The 16,032-nt window shown below is 71.7% G+C and carries 13 protein-coding genes; 11 read left to right on the top strand and 2 right to left on the bottom strand.

The features are described 5' to 3' along the window. Position 1 precedes the first annotated feature (1 nt). Both AC6EI4_RS12890 and AC6EI4_RS12895 read right to left on the bottom strand, forming a co-directional pair. Positions 2 to 2,545, bottom strand: coding sequence for a glycoside hydrolase family 65 protein (locus tag AC6EI4_RS12890; protein ID WP_498451704.1), 2,544 nt, complete (start codon positions 2,543 to 2,545; stop codon positions 2 to 4). Further along, on the bottom strand, positions 2,542 to 3,270 hold the full coding sequence (locus AC6EI4_RS12895; protein WP_498422153.1) for an HAD family hydrolase: 729 nt from the start codon (positions 3,268 to 3,270) through the stop codon (positions 2,542 to 2,544). Before AC6EI4_RS12895 ends, AC6EI4_RS12890 begins: the two co-directional genes overlap by 4 nt. 55 nt (positions 3,271 to 3,325) lie before the next feature. On the opposite strand from AC6EI4_RS12895, the gene ilvD reads away from it, so the two are divergent. From ilvD to efeB, 11 genes are all read left to right on the top strand, one after another. Beyond that, positions 3,326 to 5,017, top strand: coding sequence for a dihydroxy-acid dehydratase (gene ilvD, locus AC6EI4_RS12900; protein ID WP_498422151.1), 1,692 nt, complete (start codon positions 3,326 to 3,328; stop codon positions 5,015 to 5,017). 3 nt (positions 5,018 to 5,020) lie between these two features. Next, positions 5,021 to 6,262, top strand: a complete 1,242-nt coding sequence (locus tag AC6EI4_RS12905) for a kynureninase (protein ID WP_498451705.1) — start codon at positions 5,021 to 5,023, stop codon at positions 6,260 to 6,262. Between the two features lie 221 nt (positions 6,263 to 6,483). Further along, complete coding sequence (locus AC6EI4_RS12910) at positions 6,484 to 7,503, top strand: S66 family peptidase (RefSeq protein WP_498451706.1); 1,020 nt, start codon at positions 6,484 to 6,486, stop codon at positions 7,501 to 7,503. Positions 7,504 to 7,513: 10 nt separating this feature from the next. Next, positions 7,514 to 7,930, top strand: coding sequence for a VOC family protein (locus AC6EI4_RS12915; protein WP_498451707.1), 417 nt, complete (start codon positions 7,514 to 7,516; stop codon positions 7,928 to 7,930). Next, positions 7,927 to 8,613 (top strand): 4a-hydroxytetrahydrobiopterin dehydratase, encoded by a 687-nt coding sequence (locus AC6EI4_RS12920; RefSeq protein ID WP_498422145.1) that lies wholly within the window; start codon positions 7,927 to 7,929, stop codon positions 8,611 to 8,613. Before AC6EI4_RS12915 ends, AC6EI4_RS12920 begins: the two co-directional genes overlap by 4 nt. A gap of 278 nt (positions 8,614 to 8,891) precedes the next feature. Further along, positions 8,892 to 10,670 carry an acetolactate synthase large subunit gene (locus tag AC6EI4_RS12925; RefSeq protein WP_498422142.1) on the top strand — a complete coding sequence of 593 codons (1,779 nt, stop codon included), beginning with the start codon at positions 8,892 to 8,894 and terminating at the stop codon, positions 10,668 to 10,670. Positions 10,671 to 10,681: 11 nt separating this feature from the next. Next, a complete protein-coding gene (gene ilvN / locus AC6EI4_RS12930; protein WP_498451708.1) occupies positions 10,682 to 11,239 on the top strand; it encodes an acetolactate synthase small subunit in 558 nt (185 codons plus the stop codon). Positions 11,240 to 11,388: 149 nt separating this feature from the next. Next, complete coding sequence (gene ilvC / locus AC6EI4_RS12935) at positions 11,389 to 12,417, top strand: ketol-acid reductoisomerase (protein WP_498422140.1); 1,029 nt, start codon at positions 11,389 to 11,391, stop codon at positions 12,415 to 12,417. 162 nt (positions 12,418 to 12,579) lie between these two features. Beyond that, positions 12,580 to 13,473 (top strand): iron uptake transporter permease EfeU, encoded by an 894-nt coding sequence (gene efeU / locus AC6EI4_RS12940; protein WP_498422138.1) that lies wholly within the window; start codon positions 12,580 to 12,582, stop codon positions 13,471 to 13,473. Between the two features lie 59 nt (positions 13,474 to 13,532). Then, complete coding sequence (efeO, locus tag AC6EI4_RS12945; RefSeq protein ID WP_498451709.1) at positions 13,533 to 14,675, top strand: iron uptake system protein EfeO; 1,143 nt, start codon at positions 13,533 to 13,535, stop codon at positions 14,673 to 14,675. Beyond that, entirely contained in the window at positions 14,672 to 15,991 is a 1,320-nt protein-coding gene (gene efeB / locus AC6EI4_RS12950) for an iron uptake transporter deferrochelatase/peroxidase subunit (RefSeq protein ID WP_498451763.1), read from the top strand. The genes efeO and efeB overlap by 4 nt, the downstream gene beginning before the upstream one ends. Positions 15,992 to 16,032: the final 41 nt, after the last annotated feature.

The raw sequence follows: 16,032 nt of genomic DNA on the forward strand, positions 1-16,032 counted from the left end.
CTCAGCCCGGGCCGGGCTGCGCGGGCAGGGGCGGGACCCCGTCGATCGAGGACAGGTCCTCGGGAAGCCGGCTGGGGTCGGGCACTCCGGCGGTGATCCGGGACCCGTCCGCGCGCCGCCCGCCCAGCAGCGGCCGGGTGCCGAGCGTGCCGTCCTGGCGTGGGCCGTGGCCGTCGATGGCGATCGACACCGGCTCGCCGGGGCGCACGACGTACTCGGTGCCGCGCAGGCTGAACGGGACCTCCCCGGTGCCCTCGTCGACCTGCGCCGACAGCTGGGTCTGGGTCAGCTCGAAGCGGACCCGGGTGCCGCGCCACATCAGCTTGAAGCTCAGCGAGGGCCACGCCGCAGGCAGCCGCGGGTCGAAGCTGAGCCGGCCGTCGTGGTCGCGCATCCCGCCGAAGCCGTTCACCAGCGCCGTCCACAGACCTCCGGCCGAGGCGATGTGCATCCCGTCCGCGGTGTTGCCGTGCAGGTTGCACAGGTCGACGTAGAGGCACTGACGGAAGTAGTGCATGGCCACCTCGTGGTAGCCTACCTCGGCCGCGATCACCGACTGCACGACCGCCGACAGCGTGGAGTCGCCGGTGGTGATCGGGTCGTAGTACTCGAAGTTCGCCTTCTTCTCCGCCATCGTGAACCGGTCACCCTGCAGGAAGGTGGCCAGCACGACGTCGGCCTGCTTGAGCACCTGGAAGCGGTAGATCACCAGCGGGTGGTAGTGCAGCATCAGCGGGCGCAGGGCGGCGGGGGTGCGGGAGAGGTCCCAGACCTCGCGGTCGAGGAAGTGGTCGTCCTGGGGGTGGATCGCCAGGCCCTCGTCGAAGGGGATGTACATCCCGGCGGCGCACTCGCGCCACTCCTCGAGCTCCTCCTCGCGCAGGCCGAGGCGGGCCACCATCTGCCCGTACGCCTCCGGCCGGAGCCTGTGGACCTCCTCGACCGCGTGGGAGGCGTGCTCGAGGTTGTAGCGCGCCATCACGTTCGTGAACAGGTTGTTGTTCACCACGGTGGTGTACTCGTCGGGCCCGGTGACGCTGTGGATGTGGAACGAGCGGCCGCCGTTGTGACGCCAGAAGCCGAGGTCGGCCCACATCCGGGCGGTCTCCACCAGCACGTCGACGCCGTCGCGGACCAGGAAGTCCAGGTCGCCGGTGGCGTGAATGTACTTGCTCAGGGCGTAGGCGATGTCGGCGTCGATGTGCACCTGGGCGGTCCCGGCGGCGTAGTAGGCCGAGGCCTCCTCGCCGTTGATCGTGCGCCAGGGGAACATCGCCCCGCTGGTGGCCAGCTCGCGGGCCCGCTCACGCGCGGCCGGCAGCATCCGGGTGCGGAAGTGCAGCGTGCCGCGGGCGATCTCGGGCTGGGTGTAGACGAGGAACGGGGTCACGTAGATCTCGGTGTCCCAGAAGTAGTGCCCCTCGTAGCCGGCGCCGCTCACCCCCTTGGCGGGGATGCCCTGCTGGTCGGCCCGGCCGCTGGCCTGGGCGAGCTGGAAGAGCGCGAAGCGGATGGCCTGCTGGGTCTCCCGTCCGGCGTCCACGACGACGTCGGAGCGTTCCCAGAAGCGGTCGTACCAGGCTCGCTGCTCGGCGTGGTAGTGCGCCACGCCGTGGTGGCGGACCCGGTCGAGAGTGCGGTCGCAGCGGTCGGAGAGCTCGCGCACCGGCACCCCACGCGAGGTGTGGTAGGCGACGGTCTTGGTGAGCCGGATGCTGCGGCCCTCGACGGCGTCCACCTCGAAGACCATCTTGCCCAGGTCGTCCTCGCTGGCGACGAGCGCGTCGTAGTGGTTCTCGGTCTCCAGCTGATGGTCGGCGGCGACGGCGATCGTCATCCGCGAGTTGGCGCACTGGTAGCCCAGCAGCATCCGGTCGTCGTGGGCGTAGTCGAGGCGGGGGAACAGCACCCGCTCCTCGAACCCGCCGTGCTTGCGCGGGTCGATGCCCTCGCCCATCGCCGCCGCGGCGACGTGGTACTCGTCCTTGCCGTCCTGGCGGTTGAGGATCTGCGAGGAGATGACGATCGGCGCGCTGCCCTGCAGCATCGTCACCTCGAGGGTGAGCACCGCCAGGTGGCGCTGGGTCATCGACACCATCCGGGTGGAGTCGATGCGCACCAGCTTGCCCGACGGGGTCCGCCAGATCAGGCTGCGGCGCAGCAGCCCGTCGCGGAAGTCCAGGGTGCGCTCGTAGTGCTCGAGGTCGGCGGTGCCGATGATCAGCGGCTCGTCGTCGACGTAGATCTTCATGACCTTGGCGTCCGGGACGTTGACCATGGTCTGACCGGTCCGGGCGAACCCGAAGGCGGACTCGGCGTGGCGGATCGGCCAGGTCTCGTGGAACCCGTTCACGAAGGTTCCGTGGCTGTGGGCGTTGCGTCCCTCCTCGGGGTTGCCGCGCATCCCGAGGTAGCCGTTGGCGACCGTGAACAGGGTCTCGGTGACGCCCAGGTCGCTCGGGTCGTGCGAGGTCTCGACCAGCTGCCACTCATCGGCGGGGAAGCGCCGGCGGTCCAGCAGTTGGTCGGGCCGCTCGGTGCTCACGCGAGGAGCTCCGCCAGGTCGGTGACCACCTGGTCGGCGCCGGCGTCGAGGAGCACCTGCTCGCCGGCTCCGCGGTCGACGCCGACGACCAGCCCGAAGCCGCCGGCCGCGCCGGCGCGCACGCCGGAGACGGCGTCCTCGATCACCACCGCCCGCTCAGGCGGTACGGCGAGCATGCTCGCCGCGTGCAGGAACGTGTCGGGCGCCGGCTTGCCGGCCAGGCCCATCTCGGTGGCCACCCGGCCGTCGACGATGCACGCGAACCGCGAGAGCAGGCCGGCGGCGGCCAGCACCGCGGGGGCGTTCGCCGAGGAGGACACCACGGCCAGGGGCATGCCCTGGTCGCGCAGGTGGTCGAGCAGCTTCACCGAGCCGGGGTAGGCCTCGACGCCCTCCCGCTCGAGCACCTCGTTGAAGGCGACGTTCTTGCGGTTGCCCAGACCGCACACGGTGGCCTCGCGGGGGTCGTCCTCGGGGTCGCCCTCGGGCAGCACGATGGCGCGCGAGGCAAGGAAGTCGCGCACCCCGCTGTAGCGCGGCTTGCCGTCGACGTGGGCGAAGTAGTCGGCGTCGGTGTAGGGGGAGCGATCACCCCCCAGATCGGCCGGCGCGTCGGTGAGGAACTCGTTGAACATGGCGGCCCAGGCGTGCATGTGCACGACCGCGGTCGGGGTGATGACGCCGTCGAGGTCGAACAGGGCTGCGGAATAGTCGTCCCAGGTCACGGACCAAGGCTAGGGCCACGCACACCCTTTGCGCATTCCCCACTAGCCTGGGGCCATGAGCAAGACGCCCGAGACCCCTGACATCAAGCCCCGCTCCCGCGACGTCACCGACGGACTCGAGAAGGCCGCCGCACGCGGGATGCTGCGTGCGGTAGGGATGGGCGACGACGACTTCGCCAAGCCGCAGATCGGCGTCGCCTCGTCGTGGAACGAGATCACCCCCTGCAACCTGTCGCTGGATCGGCTGGCCAAGGCCGTCAAGAACGGCGTGCACGCCGGCGGCGGATACCCGCTGGAGTTCGGCACGATCTCGGTCTCCGACGGCATCTCGATGGGGCACGAGGGGATGCACTTCTCGCTGGTCTCGCGTGAGGTGATCGCCGACTCCGTCGAGGTGGTGATGAGCGCCGAGCGGCTCGACGGCTCGGTGCTGCTGGCCGGCTGCGACAAGTCGCTGCCCGGCATGCTGATGGCCGCGGCCCGCCTCGACCTGGCCTCGGTGTTCCTCTACGCGGGCTCGACGATGCCCGGCCAGGTCGACGGCAAGGACGTCACGATCATCGACGCCTTCGAGGCGGTCGGCGCCTGCCTGGCGGGCAAGATCAGCCGCGAGGAGGTCGACCGCATCGAGCGGGCGATCTGCCCCGGCGAGGGCGCCTGCGGCGGTATGTACACCGCCAACACGATGGCCTCGGTCGCCGAGGCGCTCGGCATGTCGCTGCCCGGTTCGGCGGCGCCGCCGGCGGTGGACCGCCGTCGCGACGGCTTCGCCCACAAGTCCGGCGAGGCCGTGGTCAACCTGCTGCGCAAGGGGATCACCGCGCGCCAGATCCTGACCAAGGAGGCCTTCGAGAACGCCATCACGGTGGCGATGGCGCTGGGCGGCTCCACGAACGTCGTGCTGCACCTGCTGGCGATCGCCCGCGAGGCCGAGGTCGAGCTGACGCTCGACGACTTCAACCGGATCGGCGACAAGGTGCCGCACCTCGGCGACCTCAAGCCCTTCGGCCGCTTCGTGATGAACGACGTCGACAAGGTCGGCGGCATCCCGATGGTGATGAAGGTGCTGCTCGACGCCGGCCTGATGCACGGCGACTGCCTCACCGTCACCGGCAAGACCCTCGCCGAGAACCTCGCCGACATCGCGCCTCCCGGTGTCGACGGCGAGGTGATCCGCGAGATGTCGCGCCCGATCCACAAGACCGGCGGCCTGACCATCCTCAAGGGCTCGCTGGCCCCCGAGGGCGCGGTGGTGAAGACGGCCGGCTTCGACACCGAGGTCTTCCGCGGCACCGCCCGGGTCTTCGACGGGGAGCGGGCCGCGATGGACGCGCTCTCCGAGGGCCGGATCTCCGCCGGGGACGTGGTGGTGATCCGCTACGAGGGCCCCAAGGGCGGTCCGGGGATGCGCGAGATGCTCGCGATCACCGGTGCCATCAAGGGCGCCGGGCTCGGCAAGGACGTGCTGCTGCTCACCGACGGCCGCTTCTCCGGCGGCACCACCGGCCTGTGCGTCGGGCACGTCGCCCCCGAGGCCGTCGACGCCGGTCCGATCGCGTTCGTGCGCGACGGCGACCAGATTATCCTCGACGTGGCCAACCGGCTGCTCGAGCTCGAGGTGGACGCCGACGAGCTCGAGGCGCGCCAGGTCGGCTGGGAGCCGAACCCGCCGAAGTACACCAAGGGCGTGCTGGGCAAGTACGCGCGCACCGTGCAGTCGGCCGCCGTCGGCGCCGTCACCGGCTGAGTCGTGGGGGGGCCCTCGGCCCGGCGCGGGGGGCCCGGCGACCCGTCGTACGCCGCCGCGCTGGACGCCGACGACCCGCTCGCGCCGCTGCGCGCGCGGTTCGTCGGTGCCGGGGGCGACCTGGTCTACCTGGACGGCAACTCGCTGGGCCGCCCGCTCGAGGTCACCGCCGAGCGTCTCGCCGGCTTCGTGCGCGAGGAGTGGGGCGGTCGCCTGATCCGCGGCTGGGACGAGGGCTGGTTCGACCTCCCGCTCACCCTCGGCGACGAGCTCGGGCGGGTCTGCCTGGGGGCCGCACCCGGGCAGTGCGCCATCGGCGACTCGACCACGGTGCTGCTCTACAAGGCCATGCGGGCCGCGGTCGCGGCACGTCCGGGACGCAGCGAGATCGTCGTGGACCGCGACAACTTCCCGACCGACCGCTACGTCGCCGAGGGGGTCGCTCAGGAGTGCGGGCTGCGGCTGCGCTGGATCGACGTCGACGCCACCGCCGGGGTCGGCGCCGAGCAGCTGGCCGAGGCGGTCGGTGCGGACACGGCCCTGGTCGTGCTCAGCCACGTCGCCTACCGCTCGGCCTGGCTCGCCGACCTCTCCGGGCTCACCGCGATCGCCCACGACGCCGGGGCGCTCGTGCTGTGGGACCTCAGCCACTCCGTCGGCTCGGTACCCGTCGAGCTGGACGCGGCCGGGGTGGACCTGGCCGTGGGGTGCAGCTACAAGTACCTCAACGGCGGACCCGGCGCCCCGGCGTTCGTCTACGTCGCCGAGCGCCACCTGGAGAGCCTGACCCAGCCCGTGCGCGGCTGGATGGGGGCGCGCGATCCGTTCCTGATGGGCCCCGACTACGCGCCGGCCGCGGGGATCCGCCGCTTCCTCAGCGGCACCCCGCCGATCGTCGGGATGCTCGCCGTGCAGGACATGCTCGCGCTGCTGGGCGAGGTCGGCATGCCCGCGGTCCGCGCCAAGTCCGTCGCGCTCACCGACTACGCGGTGGAGCTGGCCGACGAGCTGCTGGCGCCCCTCGGCGTCACGCTCGCCTCGCCGCGCGAGGCCCGGCTGCGCGGGGGACACGTGACGCTCAGCCACCCGCGGATGCGCGAGGTCACCGCGGCGCTGTGGCGCCGCGACGTGATCCCCGACTACCGCGACCCCGGCGGCCTGCGCCTGGGCCTCTCCCCGCTGTCCACGTCGTACGACGAGGTGCGGCGCGGGCTGCTGGCGACGCGGGAGGTGCTGGGTGGGTGAGGGTGGCGGCGGCGTCCTAGAGGTCGCCGTTTGGTCCCCAACGGGTGCGTTTCCCGACTTCTGAGCGCCGTCTGTGACCAATCGGCGTACGTCGTGTCCCCGGCGCCGCGGCGTACGGCGCCGCGCGGCGGGGCGGTGGCGCGGCGGGGCGGCGGCCCGGCGTACGGCGCGGCGGCGTCAACCTGGTTGCTTCTGGGGGCCGGGCACGGCAGGGTCTGAGCGTGCTGATCCGCTATCCCCGTCCCCTCGTCCCCGGCGACCGCATCGGCGTCACCGCCTCCTCCTCCGGCGTCCCCGAGGCGCTGCGGGCCCGGCTCGACCACGGTGTGCAGGTGCTCCGCGAGCGCGGCTACGACGTGGTGGTCGGCGACTGCGTGGAGGGTGACGGCCCGGTCAGCGCGCCGGCGCCCGAGCGCGCCGCCGAGCTGCAGGCGATGCTGCTCGACCCGCAGGTGCGCGCGGTGGTCCCGCCGTGGGGAGGCGAGCTGTCCATCGACCTGCTCGACCTGCTCGACTGGGACGCCCTGGCGCAGGCCGAGCCGACCTGGCTGGTGGGCTTCAGCGACCTCTGCACCGTGCTGCTCGCGCTGACCACGCGGCTGGGCTGGGCGACGCTGCACGGCTCGAACCTGATGGACACGCCCTACCGCCCCGCTCCCGGCCTGGTCCACTGGACCGACGTGGCGGGCGCGATGTCGCCGTTCACTCAGGCCAGCCCGGGCCGGTACCGGAGCGCGGGCTGGGACGACTACGAAGGGGAGCCGACCGTCGCGGAGATGACCCTGGACGCGGCGGGTGGATGGCGCCTGGTCGGCGCGGACCGCCTCGACGTCACCGGGCGACTGGTCGGCGGCTGCCTGGAGATCGTCCACCACCTGGCCGCGACGCCATACGGCGACGTGGCCCGGTTCGGGCGCGAGCACGCCGACGAGGGCCTGATCGTCTACCTCGAGGCGGCGGAGGCCGAGGCCTACGACACCGCGCGGAGCCTGCACGGGCTGCGCCTGGCCGGGTGGTTCGAGCACGCCCGGGCGGTGCTGATCGGGCGGACCTCGGCTCCACCCAGCGCCGCGATGAGCCAGCACGACGCGGTCCTCGACGCGCTCGGTGAGCGCGGCGTACCGCTGGTGCTCGACGTGGAGTGCGGGCACGTGCAACCGTTCCTGCCACTGGTCAACGGCGCCCGGGCGCGGGTCGTCGTGGACGGCGATCGACACGAGATCACGCAGACCTTCGACTGAGAGGCGTGGCATGGATCAGCGGATCAGCTTCATCACGCTCGCGGTGGCCGACCTCGACGCCAGCCGGCGATTCTACCTCGACGGCCTGGGCTGGCAGGCGGCGCTGGACGTGCCCGGCGAGGTGCTGATGATCAAGGCGGGGGAGCGGCTGGTGCTCTCGCTGTGGGACGCCGCCGCCTTCGAGGCGGAGGTGGGGCCGATCGCGCGAGGCGACGGGTTGGCACCGTTCACGCTGGCGCACAACGTCGCCACCGACGCCGAGGTCGACGCGGCGCTGAGTACGGCGCGCGCAGCCGGCGCGGCGCCGGTCCACGACGCCGTGCAGCGCGAGTGGGGCGGCTACTCGGGCTACTTCGGCGACCCGGACGGCTACCGCTGGGAGATCGCCCGCAACCCCGGGCCGATCGGACAGGAGGTGCTGCCATGAGCCCCGCGCCCAGCGCCGAGGACAGCGTCCCGCTCAGCTCCGAGGAGGTGATCGCCGAGGAGCTGACCGACTGGCGCCAGCTGCTGCAGTCGCTGCACACCCGGCTGCGCACCGGCGACCACCGGACCGGGACGCGCCTGCTGCGCGCGATCGCCGAGGCGGCCGACGAGGAGGACCACCACCCCGACCTGGACCTGCGCTACGGACACCTCGACGTGCGGCTCACCAGCCACGACGTCCGGGCGGTCACCCTGCGCGACGTACGCCTGGCCCGGCGGATCAGCGAGCTCGCCGCCGAGGCGGGCGTCACCGCCGAGCCCCAGGCCGTGCAGGTCCTCGAGGTGGCCCTCGACACCCCCGACTACCGGCTGGTCAAGCCGTTCTGGCGGGCCGTGCTCGCCCTCGGCGACCACCCGACGTACGACGCGGAGCTGGGCGACCAGGGCGGCCCGCTGCCGGTGCTGTGGTTCCAGGAGGCGGTGACGCCACCGGGCCCCGACGTCGCGGGGCGCCAGCGCTTCCACCTCGACATCCACGTGCCGTACGACCACGCCGAGGAGCGGGTGTCCGCCGCGCTGGCGGCGGGTGGCACGATGGTGGACGAAGCCGAGGCCCCGACCTTCTGGGTCCTGGCGGACGCGGAGGGGAACAAGGCCTGTGTCTGCACCTGCCTAGGGCGCTGACGCGGGTCGGGGCCGGCCGCCGGACGTGTTGAACGACGTGATGCGCCAACATGTGAGATTCGGATACCAACATATGGGACGCGTGACACACTCGCTTGACGCCGGACGGCGCCAACCACGAACGTAGGTGCATGCGCATGGACCTCCTTGTATGCACGCGACGCGTGAGCTGAGACCCCTCGTCTCACCGCACACGCGTCCGCCCCTCGCTGCCGTCAGGCCGAGGGGTTTTTTGTTGGTCCGAGCAGCACCAGATCGCAAGACAGACGGGAACGAACATGGCCGAGCAGGGCAGTCAGAGTCAGGGTCAGATCACCGGCGCCCAGAGCCTGATCAAGTCGCTCGAGTGCGCGGGCGCGGAGAACATCTTCGGCATCCCGGGCGGCGCGATCCTCCCGGCGTACGACCCGCTGATGGACTCCACCCGGATCCGCCACATCCTGGTCCGCCACGAGCAGGGAGCCGGCCACGCCGCCCAGGGGTACGCCTCGGCGACCGGCCGGGTGGGCGTGTGCATGGCGACCTCCGGCCCGGGCGCGACCAACCTGGTCACCCCGATCGCGGATGCCTACATGGACTCCGTGCCGATGGTCGCGGTGACCGGTCAGGTCGGCGCCTCCTCGATCGGCACCGACGCCTTCCAGGAGGCGGACATCCGCGGCATCACCATGCCGATCACCAAGCACAACTTCCTGGTCACCGACCCCGCGGAGATCCCGCGCACCGTCGCGGAGGCCTTCCACATCGCCTCGACCGGCCGGCCCGGCCCGGTGCTGGTCGACGTGGCCAAGTCGGCGCTGCAGGCGATGACCGACTTCCGCTGGCCCGGCGAGCTGCAGCTCCCCGGCTACCGGCCCGTCACCCGTCCGCACAGCAAGCAGATCCGTGAGGCGGCCCGGCTCATCCTGGAGTCGCGCCGCCCGGTGCTCTACGTCGGTGGCGGCACCATCCGCGCCCGTGCCTCCGAGGAGCTGCGCGTGCTCGCCGAGCTGACCGGCATGCCGGTGGTCACCACGCTGATGGCACGCGGCGCGTTCCCCGACAGCCACCCGCAGCACCTGGGCATGCCGGGCATGCACGGGTCGGTGGCGGCCGTGGCCGCCCTGCAGCGCAGCGACCTGATCATCAGCCTGGGCGCCCGCTTCGACGACCGGGTCACCGGCAACCTCGACTCGTTCGCGCCCTCGGCCAAGGTGATCCACGCCGACATCGACCCTGCCGAGATCGGCAAGAACCGCCACGCCGAGGTCCCCATCGTCGGCGACTGCCGCGAGGTCATCGCCGACCTGGTCGCCGCCCTGCGCGTCGAGGCCGACGCCGGCAACACCGGCGACTACGAGTCCTGGGTGCAGTTCCTGGCCGGGGTCAAGGTCAAGTACGCGCCCGGCTACGAGACCCCGCCGGGCGGCGCCCTCGCACCGCAGTACGTGCTGGAGCGTCTCGGCGCCATCGCCGGGCCCGACACGATCTACACCTCCGGGGTGGGTCAGCACCAGATGTGGGCCGCCCAGTTCATCAAGTACGAGCGCCCCAACACCTGGCTCAACTCCGGGGGCCTCGGCACGATGGGCTACTCGGTGCCCGCCGCGATGGGGGCCAAGGTGGGCTGCCCGGACACCACGGTCTGGGCGATCGACGGCGATGGCTGCTTCCAGATGACCAACCAGGAGCTCGCCACCTGTGCCATCGAGGGCATCCCGATCAAGGTCGCGGTGATCAACAACGAGTCCCTCGGCATGGTGCGCCAGTGGCAGACGCTCTTCTACAACGAGCGCTACTCCAACACCAACCTCCAGCGCCACGGCGGGCCCATCCGGATCCCCGACTTCGTGAAGCTCGCCGACGCCTACGGCTGCGTGGGACTCTCCTGCGACAGCCCGGCCGACGTCGACGCGGTGATCAACAAGGCGATGGAGATCGACGACGTGCCCGTGGTGGTGGACTTCCGCGTCCACCGCGATGCGATGGTGTGGCCGATGGTGGCCGCCGGCACCAGCAACGACGACATCAAGTACGCCCGCGACCTGGCCCCCCAGTTCGACGAAGACGACCTCTGAGGAGCAGCGCAATGACCAAGCACACCCTCTCGGTCCTGGTCGAGAACAAGCCGGGCGTCCTGACGCGCATCGCCGGTCTCTTCAGCCGCCGGGGCTTCAACATCGACAGCCTGGCCGTCGGGCCCACCGAGCACCCCGAGGTCTCCCGGATGACGATCGTCGTCAACGTCGAGACCTCGCCGCTCGAGCAGGTCACCAAGCAGCTCAACAAGCTGGTCGAGGTGATCAAGATCGTCGAGCTCGACCCCGGCGCGAGCGTGACCCGCGAGCTGATGCTGGTCAAGGTGCGCGCCGACGCCGAGACCCGCGGTCAGGTGCTGGACACCGTCCAGATCTTCCGGGCCAAGGTCATCGACGTCGCCACCGACGCGGTCACCATCCAGATCACCGGGAACGCCGCCAAGCTGGCCGACTTCCTGCGGGTGCTCGAGGCGTTCGGCATCCGCGAGCTCGTCCAGTCGGGCATGGTCGCCATCGGCCGCGGCTCGCGCTCGATCACCGAGCGCACCCTGCGCCCGGTCCCGGTGCCGGTCCCGGCGCCACCGGTCGGGGCCTCGACCCTCGGCTGAGGCCGGCCTGGGGTTGTCGGTTTCCCCGGCCGGCCGGGGAAACCTGAACCGGGCGGGCGAAACTTCGCCCGACATGTTCAGCGATTGCCCTCTGTTCCTCACTGAGCACCACAATTCACGCATGATCCACACCATGAAGGAGAGCCCCTGTGGCTGAGATGTTCTACGACGACGACGCCGACCTGACCCTGATCCAGGGCAAGAGCGTTGCGGTCCTCGGGTACGGCAGCCAGGGTCACGCCCACTCGCTGTCCCTGCGCGACTCGGGCGTCGACGTCCGCATCGGCCTGCCCGAGGGATCCAAGAGCCGGGCCAAGGCCGAGGCCGAGGGGCTGCGGGTGCTCACCCCGGCCGAGGCGGCCGCCGAGGCCGACGTGATCGTGATCCTGGCCCCCGACCAGGTCCAGCGCGACCTCTACGCCAAGGACGTCGAGCCCAACCTGGTCCCCGGCGACACCCTGGTCTTCGGCCACGGCTTCAACATCCGCTTCGGCTACATCACCCCGCCTGAGGGCGTCGACGTCTTCATGGTCGCCCCCAAGGGCCCCGGCCACCTGGTCCGTCGCGAGTACGTCGACGGGCGCGGCGTGCCGGTGCTCGTCGCGGTCGAGAAGGACCCCTCCGGCAACGCCTGGCCGCTGGCGCTGTCCTACGCCAAGGCCATCGGCGGCCTGCGCGCAGGCGGCATCAAGACCACGTTCACCGAGGAGACCGAGACCGACCTGTTCGGTGAGCAGGCCGTGCTCTGCGGCGGCGCCTCGCAGCTGGTCATGTACGGGTTCGAGGTCCTCACCGAGGCCGGCTACCAGCCCGAGGTCGCCTACTTCGAGTGCCTGCACGAGCTCAAGCTGATCGTCGACCTGATGTACGAGGGCGGCATCGCCAAGCAGCGCTGGTCGGTCTCCGACACCGCCGAGTACGGCGACTACGTCTCCGGCCCGCGCGTGATCGACGAGCGCGTCAAGGAGAACATGAAGGCCGTCCTGGCCGACATCCAGAACGGCGCGTTCGCCAAGCGCTTCATCGACGACCAGGACGCCGGCAGCCCGGAGTTCAAGGAGCTGCGCGCCAAGGGCGAGCAGCACCCGATCGAGGCCACCGGCCGCGAGCTGCGCAAGCTGATGAGCTGGGTGAAGTCACACGACTCCGACTACGTGGAGGGCACCGCGACGCGCTGAGCCCCCTTGCGGCTTTCACGAGTTAACTCGTGAAACCCCCGCTTCCCACACGAAGGAACACGTGGGAAGCGGGGGTTTCGTGTTCCCAGTGCGGCGCGCAGAGACGCCCGCCATGCCGAATAAGGTTAGGCAAACCTAATCTTCTCCGGCTATGCTCAGCGGGTGTTCGCCAACTACCTGATCGGGCTGCGCGAGGGCCTCGAGGCCGCGCTCGTCGTGAGCATCCTGGTCGCCTACCTCGTCAAGTCCGAGCGTCGAGAGCTGCTGCCCCGGATCTGGGCGGGGGTGGCCGTCGCGGTCGCGGTCAGCCTGGGCTTCGGTGCGCTGCTCACCTACGGACCCCGTGGCCTCACCTTCGAGGCCCAGGAGCTGATCGGCGGCACGCTGTCGATCGTCGCGGTGGGCTTCGTGACCTGGATGGTGTTCTGGATGGCGAACGCCGCGCGCACCCTCAGCGGCGAGCTGCGCGGCCAGATCGACCGGGCCGCCGAGGGCAGCCGCTGGTCGCTGGTGCTGGTCGCCATCCTCGCCGTCGGCCGCGAGGGCCTCGAGACCGCGCTGTTCCTCTGGGCGGCCACCCGCGCCGCGACCCGCGACGGCGCCGGCCCGGTCGCCGCCACCTGGGAGCCGCTGCTCGGTGCCGGCCTGGGCATCGCCACCGCCGTCGTGCTGGGCTACCTGATCTACCGCGGCGCGATCTCGATCAACCTGAGCCGCTTCTTCACCTGGACCGGCGGGTTCCTCGTGGTGGTGGCCGCCGGCGTGCTGTCCTACGGCGTGCACGACCTGCAGGAGGCCCGCTTCCTGCCCGGGCTGAACGACCTCGCCTTCGACGTCTCCGACGTCATCGACCCCAGCACCTGGTACGCCGCGCTGCTCAAGGGCATCTTCAACTTCTCCCCGGCCACCACCTGGCTCGAGGCGATCGCCTGGGCGGCCTACCTGGTGCCCACCATGACCCTCTTCCTGTACGCCGTGCACCGCCGCTCGGGCGCCGCGCCGGCACGCCCCTCGGCCCCCGCCGAGAGGTCGACGCCGGCCACGCCGTCGTCCTGATCCCCCCACCCTCCTCTCCTCAGAAGGACACCGCTCCCATGCAGCTACGCAGGATCCCCTTGGCCGCCGCTCTCCTGGTGGCCCTCCCGGCCCTGGCCGCGTGCACCGAGAACACCACGGCCGAGGCCGGCGACGAGCGCGCGCTCACGGTCCGCTCCACCGACGACGCCTGCGAGGTCTCCGCGGTCGAGGCCCCCGCCGGCAACCTGACCTTCGACGTCACCAACGACGGCTCCCAGGTGACCGAGTTCTACCTGCTCGCCGAGGACGGCCTGCGGATCGTCGGCGAGGTCGAGAACGTCGGCCCCAACCTGCAGCGCCAGCTGGTCGTCTCGGTGCCCGCCGGGAAGTACGTCACGGCCTGCAAGCCCGGCATGAAGGGCGAGGGGATCCGCGCCGACTTCACCGCCACCGACTCCGGCGAGGACGTCGAGGTGGCCGGCGACGACGACGAGCTGGTCGCGCAGGCCACCAGCAACTACGCGGCGTACGTGCAGGACCAGTCCGACCAGCTGCTGCTCAAGACCGCGCAGTTCGTGCGCCTGTACAAGAGCGGCCAGGACGAGGAGGCGCGCGCGCTCTACCCGCGGGCCCGCGTCCACTGGGAGCGCATCGAGACGGTGGCGGAGTCCTTCGGCGACCTCGACCCCAAGATGGACGCCCGTGAGGCGGACCTCGAGCCGGGCCAGAAGTGGACCGGCTGGCACCTGATCGAGAAGGACCTGTGGCCGGCCCGCGCCGAGGGCTACCAGCCGCTCACCGACCGCGAGCGCGCGACGTACGCCGACGACCTGCTGGCCAACACCAAGACCCTCGACGAGCGCCTGCAGAAGCTCGAGTTCACCCTCGACCAGATCGCCAACGGCTCGCGCGGCCTGCTCGAGGAGGTCGCCACCGGCAAGGTCACCGGCGAGGAGGAGTACTGGTCGCGCACCGACCTGTACGACTTCCAGGCCAACGTCGACGGCGCCAAGGTCGCCTTCGACGGCGTCCGCCCGGTCCTGGAGAAGAAGGACGACGAGCTCGCCGAGACCCTCTCGACCCGGTTCGAGGAGCTCCAGGTGCTCCTCGACGAGCAGCGCGTCGGCGACGGGTTCCGTGGATACGACGAGCTCAGCCAGGACGAGGTCAAGGAGCTGAAGGTGTCGGTCGACGCCCTCTCCGAGCCTCTGTCGCGCCTCACCGCGGCGGTGCTGTCCTGACCGAGCACGAGACGCACGAGGTCGCCCCGGAGCCCCCGGGGCGGCCCGCGCCGCGCCCGGCCGGCGGGCTCTCGCGGCGCGGACTGGTGGGCGGGGGAGCGGCCGCGGTCGGCGTCGCCGCCGGCGCCTTTGCGGCCGGCCGGGCCACCGCCGCCGCCGAGCCGGCCCCCTCGCCGGGCCGGCGCACCTACGCCTTCCACGGCGAGCACCAGGCGGGCATCGTCACCCCCGCCCAGGACCGGCTGCACTTCGCGGCCTTCGACGTCACCACCGGCTCGCGCAGCCAGCTGATCGCGCTGCTGCAGGCCTGGACCGAGGCCGCCGAGCGGCTGGTCCGCGGTGAGCCGGCCGGGCCGATCGGGCCGGTGGAGGGCGACTTCCGGCTGCCGCCCGACGACACCGGCGAGGCCATCGGCCTGCCCGCGGCGGGCCTGACGATCACCTTCGGGTTCGGGCCGAGCCTGTTCCGCGACGCACAGGGACGCGACCGCTTCGGGCTCGCCGAGCGCCAGCCCGAGGCGCTGCAGCCGATGCCGCACTTCCCGGCCGACCGGCTCGACCCGGCGCGCTCGGACGGCGACCTGTGCGTCCAGGCCTGCGCCGACGACCCGCAGGTGGCTGTCCACGCCATCCGCAACCTCGCCCGGATCGGGTTCGGCACCGTCGCGGTGCGCTGGTCGCAGCTGGGCTACGGGCGGACCTCGACCACCTCGACGGCGCAGGAGACCCCGCGCAACCTCTTCGGGTTCAAGGACGGCACCAAGAACGTGATGGCCGAGGAGACCAAGGCCCTCGAGGAGCACGTCTGGGTCCAGCCCGGCGACGACCCGGCGCAGTGGCTCGCCGGCGGCTCCTACCTCGCCGTACGGCGGGTGAACATGGCCATCGAGGTCTGGGACCGCCAGCCGCTGGGCGACCAGGAGGGGTTCATCGGGCGCACCAAGGGCACCGGCGCCCCGATGTCGGGGGGAGAGGAGCACGACGAGCCCGACTTCGACCTGCCCGGACGGGACGGGCCGATCGTGCCGGTCGACTCCCACGTCGCGGTGGTGCACCCCAGCCGCCACGACGGGGCGCGGATGCTGCGCCGCGGCTACAACTTCGTCGACGGCAGCGACCCGCTGGGCGGGCTCAACGCCGGGCTGTTCTTCCTGGCCTACGTCCGCGACCCCCGCACGCACTTCATCCCGATCCAGATGCGGATGTCGAAGGTCGACACGCTGATGGAGTACCTGGAGTTCACCGGGTCGGCGCTCTTCGCGATCCCGCCCGGGGTGCGCGAGGGCGAGTACGTCGGGCAGTCGCTGTTCGGCTGAGCCCGGCGACGGGAACAGCCGGACCGGCCCCGGCGTTGGCA

The sequence above is a fragment of the Nocardioides sp. Z43_10 genome (assembly GCF_059766615.1).